This window comes from Streptomyces misionensis, from assembly GCF_900104815.1.
GTDB classification, from domain to species: domain Bacteria; phylum Actinomycetota; class Actinomycetes; order Streptomycetales; family Streptomycetaceae; genus Streptomyces; species Streptomyces misionensis.
Window position 1 is genome coordinate 5,813,653 of record NZ_FNTD01000004.1, and the last position, 15,208, is coordinate 5,828,860.

Genomic DNA, 15,208 nt, shown 5'->3' on the forward strand with positions numbered 1-15,208 from the left:
TCAGGAGGCCGGCGGCGGGCCCTGCGGCGGGGTGGGCGGGTTCGGATGGGCGCCCGGTGCCGCGTCCGGGCCGCCGTCCTTCTGCGCGAGGCGGTCCACCGCGTCCTTGGCCTTGCCGGTGCCCGCCTGGATCTTGTCGCTGTACTTGCCCTTGGTCCGCTCGTCGACGGCCTTCGCGGCCTTGTCGATGCCGTGCTGCACCTTGTCCCCGTGCTGGCGCGCGAGGTCGGACACCTTGTCCTTGGCCGGGCCGAGCTTGGCCTTCATGTTGTCAAACAGACCCATGATCCACCTTCCCTTGCGGGACTGCCCGCGGGATTTCCTCGCGGAACGGTTACTTGCGGACGCCCTCGCCGGTCTCGCTGTCGGCCGCCTCCTCGGCCGACTGCTGCCGGGGGATCCCGGAGCCCTCGGACGCGTCCTCCGCGTCGGCGCCCTGCCGCGCCGCCACATCCGCACGTCCCTCGTCGGCATCCTGCCCGGAACCCTCCCTCTCACGCCCGGAGGAGTCCTGTGCCTGTGCCGCCCCGACTCCCTTCGCCCCCGGCCGCGCCGACCGCGATTCCTCCGCCTCGGCCCCCACCGGCTCCGTACCGGCCTTCGCCGCGGCGGCCGACGCCTCCCGAGTCGCCTTCGACCTGCCGAGGAGTCGTGCAAACACGCCCATAGTCACTCCATAAGGTACTCGCGCGGGGGAGTTCCCGCGTCACGCGGTGCGTACGCTCGCACCGCCCGGGTCACTGCCTCGGGCAGCCCGCGGACGGCACCTCACGTCGGGCAACGACCCGGCGACCGCCCCGTCACGTAACTCGTTCGAGACCTCGCCGCGGGGTTTGCGAGACTGGTGCCGTGAGCAGCGCACCCCTCGTTCCCCGCGTCATCGCCGTCGTCGGACCCACCGCGGCCGGAAAGTCCGATCTCGGCGTCTTCCTGGCCCAGCAACTCGGCGGCGAGGTCGTCAACGCCGACTCGATGCAGCTGTACCGCGGGATGGACATCGGCACCGCCAAGCTGACGCCCGAGGAGCGCGGCGGCGTCCCGCACCACCTGCTGGACATCTGGGACGTCACGGTCACCGCCTCGGTCGCCGAGTACCAGAAACTGGCCCGCGCCCGCATCGACGCGCTGCTCGCCGAGGGCCGCTGGCCGATCCTGGTCGGCGGCTCCGGCCTGTACGTCCGCGGGGCCGTCGACAACCTGGAGTTCCCCGGCACCGACCCCGAGGTGCGCGCCCGCCTGGAGGAGGAACTGGCGCTGCGCGGCTCCGGCGCGCTGCACGCCCGGCTCGCCGCCGCCGACCCCGAGGCCGGCCGCGCGATCCTGCCCAGCAACGGCCGCCGGATCGTCCGGGCCCTGGAGGTGATCGAGATCACCGGCCAGCCCTTCACCGCCAACCTCCCCGGCCACGACTCGGTGTACGACACCGTCCAGATCGGCGTCGACGTGGCCCGCCCGGAGCTGGACGACCGGATCACCCGGCGTGTCGACCGGATGTGGGAGGCCGGGCTGGTGGACGAGGTGCGCGCACTGGAGGCGCGCGGCCTGCGCGAGGGGCGCACGGCCTCGCGCGCGCTGGGCTACCAGCAGGTGCTCGCCGCGCTCGGCGGCGAGTGCACCGAAGCGGAGGCGCGCGCCGAGACCGTGCGGGCCACCAAGCGCTTCGCGCGCCGGCAGGATTCCTGGTTCCGGCGCGACCCCCGCGTGCACTGGCTGAGCGGGGCCGAGGCCGACCGCGGGGAACTTCCGCGGCAGGCCCTGACGTTGGTCGAACGACCGGTTACAGCCTGATCACGTGATGGCATCGGGATGCGTCGCCGGTCATCGGGGCCTTCGGCGCCGTGCCATCATCGAGCTTCGATCGACCAAGTGGAGTCCTAGTTGGGAGGGCGCGTGGCGATGGAGGCCGGCCCTCGTGACACCGCACCAAGTGCCGAGCACGTCACCACCGAGAGTGACGAACCGGACCAGGGCGAGGACCGCCCCGCCGAGGGCGTGACCGGGCTCGCCGAGGGCGGGGACCGGCTGCCCCGGCCGTACGACGGTGAGGACCGCCCGGCCGGGAACCCGTCCCGGCCGTCCGACGACCACGACGCTCTGGCCGACGACGGGCTCGACGAGACCACGGACGGCGTGACCGAGGACGGCCCGGCTCCCGAGGAGATGTACACCAGCGGCCCCGAGGTCGAGGTCGAACTGCGCCCGCAGCGCCGGCTGCGCATCTGGCAGCTCGCGCCGATCGTGGGCCTCTCCGCGCTCGGCTCCCTGATGTTCGCCTTCCCGCTCGCCTTCGACGGCGACAGCGGCGCGGTCATCGCCATGCTCGGCCTGCTGATCTGCAGCTGTGCCGCCGGCTGGGGCATGATGGCCGCCCGCCGGGTGGGCCACACCTGGCCGGGCCTGCCCCCGCGCGGCTCCGGCCGCCGCCCGGACTGGCGGGTCGTCCTCGGGTACGCGGTGCTGGTCGCCGTCGTGGCCGTACTCGCCGTGTGGCGCGTGGCCCGGCTGCGCTGACCGCCGCCGGGGCCCGGGCCGGGCCCCCTTGCCGCACCCACCCCGTACGATCGAGGAATGAGCACGCGGATCGCCTTCCTCAAGGGTCACGGCACCGAGAACGACTTCGTGATCGTCCCTGACCCCGACAACGCCATCGAGCTGTCCCCGGCCGCCGTGACCGCCCTGTGCGACCGCCGGGCCGGCATCGGCGGGGACGGCGTGCTGCACGTCGTGCGCTCCGCCGCGCACCCGGACGCCCGGGCGATGGCCGGCGAGGCCGAGTGGTTCATGGACTACCGCAACAGCGACGGCTCGGTCGCGGAGATGTGCGGCAACGGCGTCCGGGTGTTCGCCCGCTACCTCCAGCGCGCCGGGCACGTCACCGAGGGCGACCTCGCGATCGCCACCCGTGGCGGCGTCAAGAGCGTCCACATCGCCAAGGACGGGGACGTGACCGTGGGCATGGGCAGCGCCCGCCTGCCCGAAGGGGACGTCACGGTGCGGGTCGGCGAGCGCAGCTGGCCCGCGCGGAACGTGAACATGGGCAACCCGCACGCGGTCGCCTTCGTGTCCGACCTCGGGCACGCCGGGGACCTGTACGGCGCGCCGCCGGTGAGCCCCGAGGGTGCCTACCCGGACGGGGTCAACGTCGAGTTCGTGGTCGACCGCGGGCCCCGGCACGTCGCCATGCGGGTGCACGAGCGCGGCTCCGGCGAGACCCGCTCCTGCGGCACCGGCGCCTGCGCCGTCGCCGTGGCCGCCGCCCGCCGTGACGGCGCCGATCCGGCCGTCACCGGCACCCCCGTGACGTACACCGTGGACCTGCCCGGTGGCCGGCTCGTCATCACCGAACGGCCGGACGGACAGATCGAGATGACCGGCCCCGCCGTGATCGTCGCCGAGGGCGAGATCGATGCCGAGTGGCTGGAAAGCGCGCTCCGCTGACCTGCCGAAACCGTCGTCCGGGCGGCTCCGGGCGCCCGGAACAGCGGTTCCGCGGCGCCCGCCCGGATCGAATCCACGGACGATCCCAGGCCAGGTGGCGCAAACCTTAAACCTCTTTTCCGTCGCTCGAATGGGTGATCCGTTTCACGCTCGGCGAGAGGCGGTCGGTCGCACGTGTCCGGCTCGATAGCATCAAGCACCGGCACGGACGGGGGAACGCGCCACCCTGAGCCGCGCATGCCCTGGGGCTCCGTCCGCCGGTCCACGAGCCGGAGGTGCCCATGAGTGCGGAGGCCACGAACCCCCCGACCCCCATCCCGGTAGTGCCCACGGTCCCGACGGCCGCAGTGGCACCCGCGGCGGCCCGCCGCAAGTCCCGGCCCAGGATCGACCTGCGCCGGCTCGGCCGGGCCGCACTGCTGGGGCCCGCCGCCCGGGACAGACTGCCCGACGCGATCGGCCATGTGGTGGAGGCGCACCGCGCCCACCACCCCGACGCCGATCTCGAACCCCTGCGCCGCGCCTACGTGCTGGCTGAGTCCTCGCACCGCGGCCAGACGCGCAAGAGCGGCGAGCCGTACATCACCCACCCGCTCGCCGTGACCCTCATCCTCGCCGAACTCGGCGCCGAGACCACGACGCTGACCGCCTCCCTGCTCCACGACACCGTCGAGGACACCGACGTCACGCTGGAGCAGGTGCGCGAGCAGTTCGGGGAGGAGGTGCGGTACCTGGTCGACGGCGTCACCAAGCTGGAGAAGGTCGACTACGGCGCCGCCGCCGAACCCGAGACGTTCCGCAAGATGCTCGTCGCCACCGGCAGCGACGTGCGCGTGATGTCGATCAAACTCGCCGACCGGCTGCACAACATGCGCACCCTCGGCGTGATGCGCCCGGAGAAGCAGGCGCGGATCGCCGGGGTCACCCGGGACGTCCTCATCCCGCTCGCCGAACGACTCGGCGTGCAGGCGCTGAAGACCGAACTGGAGGACCTGGTCTTCGCCATCCTCCACCCCGAGGAGTACGCGCACACCAGGGAACTCATCGCGGAGAACGCGGCCCGCCCGGACGACCCCCTCGCTGAGGTCGCCGACGAGATGCGCGCGGTGCTGCGCGAGGCCGACATCAGCGCCGAAGTCCTCATCCGCCCCCGGCACTTCGTCTCCGTGCACCGAGTGGCCCGCAAACGCGGGCGGTTGCGCGGCGCCGACTTCGGCCGGCTGCTGGTGCTGGTGGGGGAGGACGCCGACTGCTACGGCGTGCTCGGCGAACTGCACACCTGTATGACGCCGGTGGTCTCGGAGTTCAAGGACTTCATCGCCGTACCGAAGTTCAACCTGTACCAGTCGCTGCACACCGCCGTCGCGCGCCCGGACGGCCAGGTGGTCGAAGTCCTCATCCGCACCCACCAGATGCACCAGGTCGCCGAGGCCGGTGTCGTCGCGCTCGGCAACCCCTACGCGCCCGGCGCCGACGACCCCGCCGACGGCGAGCGCGCCGACCCCACCCGCCCCGGCTGGCTCTCCCGCCTCCTGGAGTGGCAGCAGGCCGCGCCCGACCCCGACACCTTCTGGTCCACGCTGCGCGAGGACCTCGCCCAGGACCGCGAGATCACCGTCTTCCGCCCCGACGGCGGCACATTGGGCCTGCCCGAGGGCGCCACCTGCGTGGACGCGGCGTACGGGCAGTACGGCGAGGACGCGCACGCCTGCATCGGCGCCCGCGTCAACGGCCGCCTGGCGACCCTCAGCACCGTCCTCAAGGACGGTGACACCGTCGAACTCCTCATGGGCCAGGACCCCGCCTCGGAGCCGTCCCGCGAGTGGCTGGAGCACGCCCACACCCCGGCCGCCCGCATCGCCATCCAGCGGTGGCTGGCCACGCATCCCGACGGAGGAGCCCCGGCCGAGGAGCCGGGCGGCTACCGCGCTGCCGCCGGCCTCCCCGAGCGGCGCGCCGGCGGCACCGGCCCCGCCGGGCCCCCGCGGGGCGCCGACGTGCGCACCGACCTGCCCGGGGCCGCCGTCCGCCTCGCCGGGTGCTGTACGCCCGTGCCGCCGGACGAGATCACCGGTTTCCCGGTCCGCGGGGGAGTGGTGACCGTGCACCGCGTGGAGTGCGCGGCGGTGGCACACATGAAGAGCAAGGGGCGCGCGGAGACCGGGGTGCGCTGGGGGGACTCCACCGCGTGCCGGGTCACGCTGGTCGCCGAATCGTTCGGCCGCCCGCACCTGCTCGCCGACCTCACCGAGGCCATCGCCCTGGCGGGCGGCGACATCGTCTCCGCCACCGTGGAACCCCCGAGCCAGCAACGGGTGCGGCACACCTACACCCTGCAACTCCCCGACGCCGCGGGCCTGCCGGCCCTCATGCGCGCCATGCGCGACGTCCCCGGCGTCTACGACGTGGACCGCGCCCGGCACCAGTCACAGGGCTGGTGAGAAGCGCCCGGCGCCGGGGCGGGCGCACGGGGGCGGATCTGCGGAGAACGGCGGCCCGGGGACCATCCGTTCGGGTGGGACGGGTGCGCGTCGGCCCGGGGACGGGGGCGGGCGCTGGTAGCGGTGGTCCATGCTGCTCAACCCCCGCCGCCGGGGCGTCCCCGGCCCTGTCGCCCGGCGCCGGAAGGCCGCCCTGCTCGCCTCCGCCGCCACCTTGTGCTCCGTCTGCCTGGTCGCCGCCGCGGCGCCGCCCGTGCCGCTCGGCATCGGCGACCGGCTCTACCCGACCCTCGGCAACCCCGGCTACGACGTCACGTCGTACGACGTGAACCTCACCTATCCCGGCACCAACGACAAGCCGCTCCAGGCCGTCACCACCATCGACGCCTGGGTCACCGCCGACCTCGACCGGATCAACCTGGACTTCGCGCACGGCACCGTGCGGTCCGTGCAGGTCGACGGGGTACCCGCGGAGTTCGCCGGTGCGGGCGAGGACCTGGTCGTCACCCCCGCCGAGCGCCTGCACCGGGGCGACTGGGTGCGGATCACCGTGCGGCACACCAGCGACCCCGTGCCCGGCGAGGACCACAAGGGCGACGGCGGCTGGGTCCGCACCACCGACGGCCTCGTCATGGCGAACCAGGCCGACGCCGCCCACATGGTCTTCCCGTGCAACGACCACCCGTCCGACAAGGCGATGTTCACCTTCCGGGTCACCGCGCCGAACGCCTACACCGTGGTGGCCAACGGCCTGCCCGGCGGCATCCGGCGCGCGGGCGGGGAGACCACCTGGACGTACCGCACCCAGCACCCCATGGCCACCGAGCTGGCCCAGGTCTCCATCGGCCGCTCCGCCGTACCGCGCCGCGAGGGCCCCCACGGGCTGCCCCTGCGCGACGTGGTGCCCAGCGCCGACCGCGAGGCCCTCGAACCCTGGCTCGCCAGGACGCCCGACCAGATCGCCTGGATGGAGAGCAAGGTCGGCCGGTACCCGTTCGAGAACTACGGCGTGATCATGGCGAACGCCACCACCGGATTCGAACTGGAGACACAGACCCTCTCCCTGTTCGAGAAGAAGCTGTTCACCGAGCCCGCCTACCCCGCCTGGTACGTCGAGTCGGTCATGGTGCACGAGCTGTCCCACCAGTGGTTCGGCGACAGCGTCAGCCCCCGCACCTGGTCCGACGTCTGGCTGAACGAGGGGCACGCGACCTGGTACGAGGCGCTGTACGCCGAGGAGAAGGCGCACCGCCCGATGGCCGACCGGATGAAGGCCGCCTATGCCGCCTCCGACGGCTGGCGCGCCTCCGGCGGCCCGCCCGCCCGGCCCAAGCCGCCGGTGCCCGGCCAGAAGATCAGCATCTTCCGGCCCAGCGTCTACGACGGCGCCGCCCTGGCCCTCTACGCCCTGCGACAGGAGATCGGCCGCCCCGCCTTCGAGCGCCTGGAGCGGCTCTGGGTCCGCGACCACCGCGACTCCGACGCCTCCACCGGCGATTTCATCGAGCTGGCCTCCGCCGTCGCCGGCCGCGACCTCGGCGGCTTCCTGCACGCCTGGCTCTACGACGAGAAGACCCCGCCGATGCCCGGCCACCCGGACTGGAAGCAGGACCCGAGCGTGAAGGCGGCGCAGCGGCCGGCCCACAAATGACCGCGAGGGGCCGCGCCGGGACCCCGCGATAACACGGTGACGGGACGCGCCGGGACCCCGCGATAACACGGTGACGGGACGCGCCGGCTCGTGCGACCATCTTCGGGTCGGCGCGGCACGGGACACGGGAATCTCCCGGGGTACCCGTGCGTTGTCCCTCATGAGCGGCACGCCGTGACCGTCGTGCCGACGCCGTAACGACTCCCATCGACGTAAGGATCCAATGACCTCCTCTTCTTCCCCTTCCCAGGACGCCAAGCGCCTCGCGCACGCCTACCCCGAGGGTCTTCGGGCCGATGCCCTGATGGAAGAGGACGTCGCCTGGAGCCACGAGATCGACGGCGAGCGGGACGGAGACCAGTTCGACCGGTCCGAGCGCGCGGCCCTGCGCCGCGTGGTGGGCCTGTCCACCGAGCTGGAGGACGTCACCGAGGTCGAGTACCGGCAGCTCCGCCTGGAGCGGGTCGTGCTCGTCGGCGTGTGGACCACCGGCACCGCACAGGACGCGGACAACTCCCTCGCGGAGCTGGCCGCCCTCGCGGAGACCGCGGGCGCGCTCGTGCTCGACGGCGTCATCCAGCGCCGCGACAAGCCCGACGCGGCCACCTACATCGGTTCCGGCAAGGCCGCCGAGCTGCGCGACATCGTCCTCGAGACCGGCGCGGACACCGTGATCTGCGACGGTGAGCTGAGCCCCGGCCAGCTGATCCAGCTGGAGGACGTCGTCAAGGTCAAGGTCATCGACCGTACGGCCCTGATCCTCGACATCTTCGCCCAGCACGCCAAGTCCCGCGAGGGCAAGGCGCAGGTCGCGCTCGCCCAGATGCAGTACATGCTGCCGAGGCTGCGCGGCTGGGGCCAGTCGCTGTCCCGGCAGATGGGCGGCGGCCGCGGTGGCCTCGCCACGCGTGGTCCCGGCGAGACCAAGATCGAGACGGACCGGCGCCGGATCCGCGAGAAGATGGCGAAGATGCGCCGGGAGATCGCGGACATGAAGACCGGCCGCGAGATCAAGCGCCAGGAGCGCCGCCGCAACAAGGTGCCCTCCGTCGCCATCGCGGGCTACACCAACGCCGGCAAGTCCTCCCTGCTCAACCGGCTCACCGGCGCGGGCGTCCTGGTCGAGAACGCGCTGTTCGCGACCCTGGACCCGACCGTGCGCCGCGCGGAGACCCCGAGCGGGCGGCTGTACACCCTGGCGGACACCGTCGGCTTCGTCCGGCACCTGCCCCACCACCTGGTCGAGGCGTTCCGCTCCACCATGGAGGAGGTCGGCGACTCCGACCTGATCCTGCACGTGGTGGACGGCTCGCACCCCGTCCCGGAGGAGCAGCTGGCCGCCGTGCGCGAGGTCATCCGGGACGTCGGCGCCACCGACGTGCCCGAGATCGTCGTGATCAACAAGGCGGACGCCGCCGACCCGCTGGTCCTCCAGCGGCTGCTCAGGGTCGAGAAGCGCGCCATCGCGGTCTCGGCCCGCACCGGCCAGGGCATCGCCGAACTGCTCGCCCTGATCGACGACGAGCTGCCCCGCCCCTCGGTCGAGATCGAGGCGCTGGTGCCGTACACCCACGGCAAGCTCGTCGCCCGCGCCCACACCGAGGGCGAGGTGATCTCCGAGGAGCACACCGCGGAGGGCACCCTGCTCAAGGTCCGGGTGCACGAGGAGCTGGCCTCGGACCTGGCGCCGTACACGCCCATCTCCGCGGGCTGACCCACCGCGACACCAAGGCCCGCCACCCCTCGGGGTGGCGGGCCTTCGTCATGGTGCGGCCGTGGCCGGCGCCGCCTCGGCGTTCGACCGGGCTACCGCCCGGCGAACTTCTCGCTCACCGACTGGTACACGCCCTTGGCGACGTCGCCCAGCCGGGGACCCGCCAGCCAGCCCGCGGTCACCGGGCCGATCGAGGTGTTGGACACCAGCTTCGGCTTGCCGTCCGCACCGGTCTCCACCCAGCCGCCGCCGGAGGCGCCACCCGTCATCGAGCAGCCGATCCGGTACATCGTCGGGGCGGACCGGTCGATCGACAGCCGGCCCGGCCTGTCCTCGCACCGGTACAGCAGCTGACCGTCGTACGGCGGCGCCGCCGGGTACCCCGACGCCGTCATGGTCCGCACCTTCGGCACGGCCGGCGCGTCGAAGTCCACCGGGAGCGCCCCGCCGACCGTCTCCTCCAGAGACTTGCCGCCGCTGCCCTGCTCCGGCGTCACATGGATGACCGCGAAGTCGTACGGGGCACCGTTGCCGCCCGTCTCGCCGCCCTGGTCGATCCACTGCTGGGAGGTCTGCGCGGCATCCGCCCACCAGACGCCGTACGGGGCGATGTCGGACCGGGCGGCGTTCTGCAGCTGGTCGACGGACTTGGCCGCGTTGTTGTACGACGGCACGAAGGCGAGGTTGCGGTACCAGCCGCCGCTCCTGCCCGCGTGCACGCAGTGGCCCGCCGTCCAGACGAGGTTGGACTTGCCCGGGTGCGCCGGGTCCTCGACGACCGTGCCCGAGCACACCATGTGGCCCTCGGGGGAGTCGAAGAACACCTTGCCCGAGGTGGCCGCGTTCACGTGGTACGGCGCCGCGACCTGCCGCGCCCGCACCGGCGCCGGCGTCGGGTCGGTCACGCCCTGGTCACCGGAGATGTCGTTGTCGTCGACGCCCTTGTCCGGGTCGCCCGCGTGCCGCATCCGGTTCGGGTCCCACAGGCCCTTGATGATCGGGTTGATGAAGTCGTTGGCCTCGCGCAGCCAGTCCTTCCTGTTCCAGTCCTTCCAGGCGCCGTTCTTCCACTTGTCGACGTCGATCCCGTGCTCCTTCAGCTTCTGCCTCAGGTCGTCCGGGATCCTGACCTTGCCGTCGCCGCTGCCCGCCGCGGCGGCGGAGGCGGACGGGTTGCCGTCGGCTTGGTCGTCGCCACCGCAGGCGGTGGCGGTCAGCGCCAGCGCCGAGGCGAGGGCGACCGCCGCCAGCGAGGACGAGGCGCGGCGGGTGCGACGGCCCCTCCCCTGCCGGGCGGTGGACGACGGCCGTATGGATCGCATGCTCTTGACTCCCCGTGTGAAGACGGAACTCGGCGCTCGGCCGTGACACCCGCCGCCCGCCGACGGCGAGTTCGGACCGGTGCCACGACCTTCGGAACGGCATCACACCCTATGCGTTCGCCATGGGCGACTCCCGCCGGAACGGCAACGGTTTCGCTACGAGCGCGCCCCGCCGACGCGCATCGATCCGGAGGAAAGCCGTAACCCGGCGCGCGATGAACGGTTGTAGGCGATGGGTGCACAGCGGGAGGGCAGCGAGTCGTGGCCGTTACGGAGTCGAGGGCGGAAGACGCGCACGAGGGGATCCTGCGGCGCCAGTCGGCGCGCGAGTCCTCGGCGCGCACCTATGCGCGGGCCCTGCCCATCGTGCCGGTGCGGGCGCGGGGGCTCACCATCGAGGGCGCCGACGGCCGCCGCTACCTGGACTGCCTCTCCGGTGCCGGCACCCTCGCCCTCGGCCACAACCACCCGGTGGTGTTGCAGGCCATCCGCCAAGTCCTGGACTCCGGCGCCCCGTTGACCGTCCTGGACCTCGCGACACCGGTCAAGGACGCCTTCGTCACCGAACTGTTCCGAACCCTGCCGCCGGGCCTCGCGGACCGGGCCCGCGTGCAGTTCTGCGGACCGGCCGGCACGGACGCCGTGGAGGCCGCGCTCAAACTGGTGCGGACCGCGACCGGGCGCGGCGCGATCCTCGCCTTCACCGGCGCGTACCACGGCATGACCGCCGGCGCCCTCGCCGTCTCCGGCGGTGCGCGGGAGGCCCGGGCCGTCCGGCTGCCCTACCCGCAGGACTACCGCTGCCCGTTCGGCGTCGGCGGCCCGCGCGGCGCCGAACTCGGCGCCCGCTGGATGGAGTCGCTCCTGGACGACCCCAAGTCCGGTGTGCCGCTGCCCGCCGGGATGATCCTCGAACCGGTGCAGGGCGAGGGCGGGGTGCTCCCGGCCCCGGACGACTGGCTGCGCCGGATGCGCCGGATCACCGCGGACCGGGGCGTCCCGCTGATCGCCGACGAGGTGCAGACCGGCGTGGGCCGCACCGGCGCCTTCTGGGCCGTCGACCACAGCGGGATCACCCCCGACGTCATGGTGCTGTCCAAGGCCATCGGCGGCAGCCTCCCGCTGGCCGTGCTCGTCTACCGCGACGACCTCGACGTCTGGGAACCCGGCGCCCACGCGGGCACCTTCCGCGGCAACCAGCTGGCCATGGCCGCGGGGACCGCGACGCTGTCGTACGTCCGGGAGAACGGGCTCGCCGAGCGGGCGGGGCGGCTGGGCGCCCGGATGCTGGCGCGACTCCGGTCGGACATCGGCGCGTTGGCGTGCGTGGGCGAGGTGCGGGGGCGGGGGCTGATGATCGGGGTGGAGATGGTGGAGCCGGCTGCCGACGGGCCGGCCCGCGGGGCGGGCGACGCCTTGGGCACGGAAACCGGGCCGCGCGGCGGGGACTTCGCCGCGCACGGCCCGTACCCGCCGCCACCCGGACCGGAGCCCGCCCGGAACCCGTGCCCCGCCGCGCCCGAACTCGCCGCGGCCGTACGGCGGGAGTGCCTGCGGCGCGGGCTCATCGTGGAACTCGGCGGCCGGCACGGCGCCGTGGTCCGGCTGCTGCCCCCGCTCACGATCAGCGACGAACAGGCGACGGCCGTACTGGACCGGCTGACCGACGCGGTGGCGACGGTGGCCCGCGACCACGAGACCTGCGGCCCGCCCGGGCCCAGACGAGGGGACGCGGCGCCGTGCCGGGGGTGACGGCGCCCGGCCGGCCCGGCACGACCGCGCCCGGCGGGTCCGGGGCGACCGTGCCGCGCCGTGCCGGGACACCCGGTCCGCCGCGGGACGCGGTCACCCCGGCCCCGCCCCGCGGCTCCGACGGCCACGGTGCGCCGGCCCGTCGAGGCGGTCCGGCGCCGCGCGCGGCCTGAGGGGCGCGACCGGCACGCTCGACCGCCCGAGGACGGGACCCGCGGCGCGTCCCGGAGCCCCGCGAGGGCAACCCGCCGCCCGCGCCGTCCGACCGCTCCGGGCCGAGCCCCGCCCCGGACCGCGCGGGGCCACCCTCCGAAGCCGCCCGTCCGACCCGCCCTCCAGACCGCTCCGTCATCCGCCCCGCCCCAAGGAACCCCATGAACGCCACCCCCGCCCCCGAGGAACACGGAGCGTCCGGCTCCCGTGCCCCCGTCGCCGAGTCGGTTCCGCAGCAGCGCAGACGGCACGCGGACCCCGCCCGGCGGACCGAACCCGGCGCCGACGCGCTGGACGATCGCGAACCGGGTGCCGCGGCGCAGTCCGCCGCCCTGGAGAACCTGCTGCGCTGCTGGGTCCGCGAGACCGGTCTGCGCGCCCCCGCCGACGGCACCCTGCGCATCCCGCTCCCCGCCAGCGGTGCCGGTCTGCTCGTCCCGGTCCGCTACTGGTCCCCGACCGGCTGGCACCGCTTCGGACCGCCCCGGCTCGCCGAGGCGCCCGAGGCCGCCCCGCCCGTCGACGCCGTCACCCTCGCGGCGCTGCTCACCAGGGAGGGCCCCGCCGCCGACGACGGCGACCTCGTGGCCCGGGTCGCCGACAGCCTGCGCCGCACCGCCACCTTCATCCGCGACCGGCGCGAGCACCCCGCCGACGGCCCCGACCTCTTCCTCAGCGCCGAACAGGCCCTCCTCCTCGGCCACCCCCTGCACCCGACGCCCAAGAGCCGGGAGGGACTGACCGAGGGGGAGGCCGCACTGTACTCACCGGAGTCGCGCGGAGCCTTTCCGCTGCACTGGATGGCCGTGGCCCCCGCCCTGCTCGCCACCGACTCGGCCTGGACCGAGCGCGGGCGCCCCGTCCCCGCCGACCGCCTCACCCGGCACCTCGCGGGCATCGCGCTGCCCCTGCCCGACGGCGACACCGCCCTGCCCCTGCACCCCTGGCAGGCCCGCGAGGTACGGCACCGCCCGGCCGTCGCCGCCCTGCTCGACTCGGGACTGCTCAGGGACCTCGGACCGCACGGACCCGCCTGGCACCCCACCTCCTCCGTCCGCACCGTCCACCGCTGCGGCGCCCCCGCGATGCTCAAGCTGTCGCTCGGCCTGCGGATCACCAACTCCCGCCGGGAGAACCTGCGCAAGGAACTGCGCCGCGGCGTCGAGGTGCACCGGCTGCTGCGCACCGGACTGTCCAGGCAGTGGGCCGCCGCGCACCCCGGTTTCGACATCGTGCGCGACCCGGCGTGGCTCGCCGTGGACGACCCGGACGGCCGGCCCGTGCCCGGACTGGACGTCGTGATCCGGCACAACCCGTTCACCCCGGCCGACGACGCCGGCTGCCTCGCCGGGCTCGTCTCGCCCCGGCCGCTCGCCGAACCGGCCCCCGGCACCGCGGCCGGCGGGCCTCCGCCGGCCATGCGGTCCCGGCTGTCCGTGCTGGTGGCGCGGCTCGCCGTGCGCACCGGCCGGCCCCCGACCGCCGTCGCCGCCGAGTGGTTCCTGCGCTATCTGGAACAGGTCGTCCGCCCGGTGTTCTGGCTGGACGCGGAGGCCGGCGTCGCCCTCGAAGCCCACCAGCAGAACACCCTGGTCCTGCTCGACGGCGACGGCTGGCCCGCGGGCGGCCGCTACCGCGACAACCAGGGCTACTACTTCCGCGAGTCCCGGCGCGCCGAACTCGCCGCCCGGCTGCCCGGCATCGGCGAGCACAGCGACACCTTCGTGGCGGACGAGGTCGCCGACGAACGCCTCGCCTACTACCTCGCCGTCAACAACGTCCTCGGCCTGATCGGCGCCTTCGGCTCCCAGCACCTCGCCGACGAGCGGCTGCTCCTCGCCGCCTTCCGCCGCTTCCTGGCCGGCCTCGCCACCGGACCCGCGGCCCTGCGCACCCCCGTGCCCGGCCGGCTGCTCGACTCGCCCACCCTGCGCTGCAAGGCCAATCTGCTGACGCGGCTGCACGGCATGGACGAACTCGTCGGCCCGGTCGACACCCAGTCCGTCTACGTCACCATCGACAACCCCCTGCACCCTTGAGCCACTTCGTCAGCGCAGAGCGGAGCGCACCGTGTCTCCCACCCTCGCGGCCACCGATCTCCTCGACCGCCTCCACGACTGGGGTCCCGTGCACACCCCCGTCGGCGTCTTCCGGTTGACGCCCGTCCTGCTCGACCGGGACCTGCCCCTGGTGCACGGCTGGATGTGCGACCCCGCCGTCGCCGAGTTCTGGGAACTGGCCGGGCCCCGCCGCCTGACCGAGGAGCACGTGCGGGCCCAACTCGACGGCGAAGGACGCAGCGTGCCCTGCCTGGGCGTGCTGGACGGCACCCCGATGAGCTACTGGGAGATCTACCGCGCGGACCTGGACCCGCTCGCCCGCCACTGCCCGGTCGGGCCGCACGACACCGGGATCCACCTGCTCCTCGGCGGCGCCGGGGACCGGGGCCGGGGACTGGGCTCCGCCCTGCTCCGGGCCGTGGCCGACCTCGTCCTGGACCGGCGGCCGCACTGCGCGCGGGTCGTGGCGGAACCGGACCTGCGCAACACCCCGTCCGTCGCCGCGTTCCTGCGGGCCGGCTTCCGGTACGCGGCCGAGGCCGACCTGCCCGGCAAGCGGGCCGCGTTGATGATCAGGGACCGGGAGCTGCGCGATGTGCTGTAGCGACACGTGATCG

The 15,208-nt window shown here is 74.1% G+C and carries 11 protein-coding genes; 9 read left to right on the forward strand and 2 right to left on the reverse strand.

The window, feature by feature from the left end; all coding sequences use genetic code 11:
- Positions 1-285 carry an antitoxin gene (locus tag BLW85_RS28235; RefSeq protein WP_070025992.1) on the reverse strand — a complete coding sequence of 95 codons (285 nt, stop codon included), beginning with the start codon at positions 283-285 and terminating at the stop codon, positions 1-3.
- Positions 286-849: 564 nt separating this feature from the next.
- Between BLW85_RS28235 and miaA the strand changes: the two genes are divergently transcribed.
- The 6 genes from miaA to hflX all read left to right on the forward strand — a co-directional run bounded on the left by miaA (position 850) and on the right by hflX (position 9,244).
- Positions 850-1,788 (forward strand): tRNA (adenosine(37)-N6)-dimethylallyltransferase MiaA, encoded by a 939-nt coding sequence (gene miaA, locus BLW85_RS28245; protein ID WP_070025990.1) that lies wholly within the window; start codon positions 850-852, stop codon positions 1,786-1,788.
- Between the two features lie 108 nt (positions 1,789-1,896).
- Complete coding sequence (locus BLW85_RS28250; protein WP_070025989.1) at positions 1,897-2,511, forward strand: hypothetical protein; 615 nt, start codon at positions 1,897-1,899, stop codon at positions 2,509-2,511.
- Between the two features lie 57 nt (positions 2,512-2,568).
- Positions 2,569-3,438, forward strand: a complete 870-nt coding sequence (gene dapF, locus BLW85_RS28255; RefSeq protein ID WP_074993646.1) for a diaminopimelate epimerase — start codon at positions 2,569-2,571, stop codon at positions 3,436-3,438.
- Between the two features lie 281 nt (positions 3,439-3,719).
- Positions 3,720-5,879: a RelA/SpoT family protein gene (locus tag BLW85_RS28260; RefSeq protein WP_074993649.1), complete on the forward strand. Its 2,160-nt coding sequence runs from the start codon at positions 3,720-3,722 to the stop codon at positions 5,877-5,879.
- A 130-nt stretch (positions 5,880-6,009) separates the two neighbouring features.
- On the forward strand, positions 6,010-7,530 hold the full coding sequence (locus BLW85_RS28265) for a M1 family metallopeptidase (RefSeq protein ID WP_074993651.1): 1,521 nt from the start codon (positions 6,010-6,012) through the stop codon (positions 7,528-7,530).
- Between the two features lie 223 nt (positions 7,531-7,753).
- Positions 7,754-9,244 (forward strand): GTPase HflX, encoded by a 1,491-nt coding sequence (hflX, locus tag BLW85_RS28270; protein WP_074993652.1) that lies wholly within the window; start codon positions 7,754-7,756, stop codon positions 9,242-9,244.
- A 92-nt stretch (positions 9,245-9,336) separates the two neighbouring features.
- Here the strand turns inward: hflX and BLW85_RS28275 are convergent, their stop codons facing one another.
- Positions 9,337-10,566 carry a trypsin-like serine peptidase gene (locus BLW85_RS28275; RefSeq protein WP_208624911.1) on the reverse strand — a complete coding sequence of 410 codons (1,230 nt, stop codon included), beginning with the start codon at positions 10,564-10,566 and terminating at the stop codon, positions 9,337-9,339.
- Positions 10,567-10,827: 261 nt separating this feature from the next.
- Here BLW85_RS28275 and BLW85_RS28280 point away from each other — a divergent pair, with 261 nt between their 5' ends.
- The 3 genes from BLW85_RS28280 (at position 10,828) to BLW85_RS28290 (ending at position 15,195) form a co-directional block, all read left to right on the forward strand.
- The gene (locus tag BLW85_RS28280; RefSeq protein WP_071828822.1) at positions 10,828-12,318 is read left to right on the forward strand and encodes a diaminobutyrate--2-oxoglutarate transaminase family protein; all 1,491 of its coding nucleotides are present in this window, start codon (positions 10,828-10,830) and stop codon (positions 12,316-12,318) included.
- A 374-nt stretch (positions 12,319-12,692) separates the two neighbouring features.
- Complete coding sequence (locus BLW85_RS28285; RefSeq protein ID WP_074993654.1) at positions 12,693-14,570, forward strand: IucA/IucC family protein; 1,878 nt, start codon at positions 12,693-12,695, stop codon at positions 14,568-14,570.
- Positions 14,571-14,601: 31 nt separating this feature from the next.
- Positions 14,602-15,195, forward strand: coding sequence for a GNAT family N-acetyltransferase (locus tag BLW85_RS28290; protein WP_074993656.1), 594 nt, complete (start codon positions 14,602-14,604; stop codon positions 15,193-15,195).
- Positions 15,196-15,208: the final 13 nt, after the last annotated feature.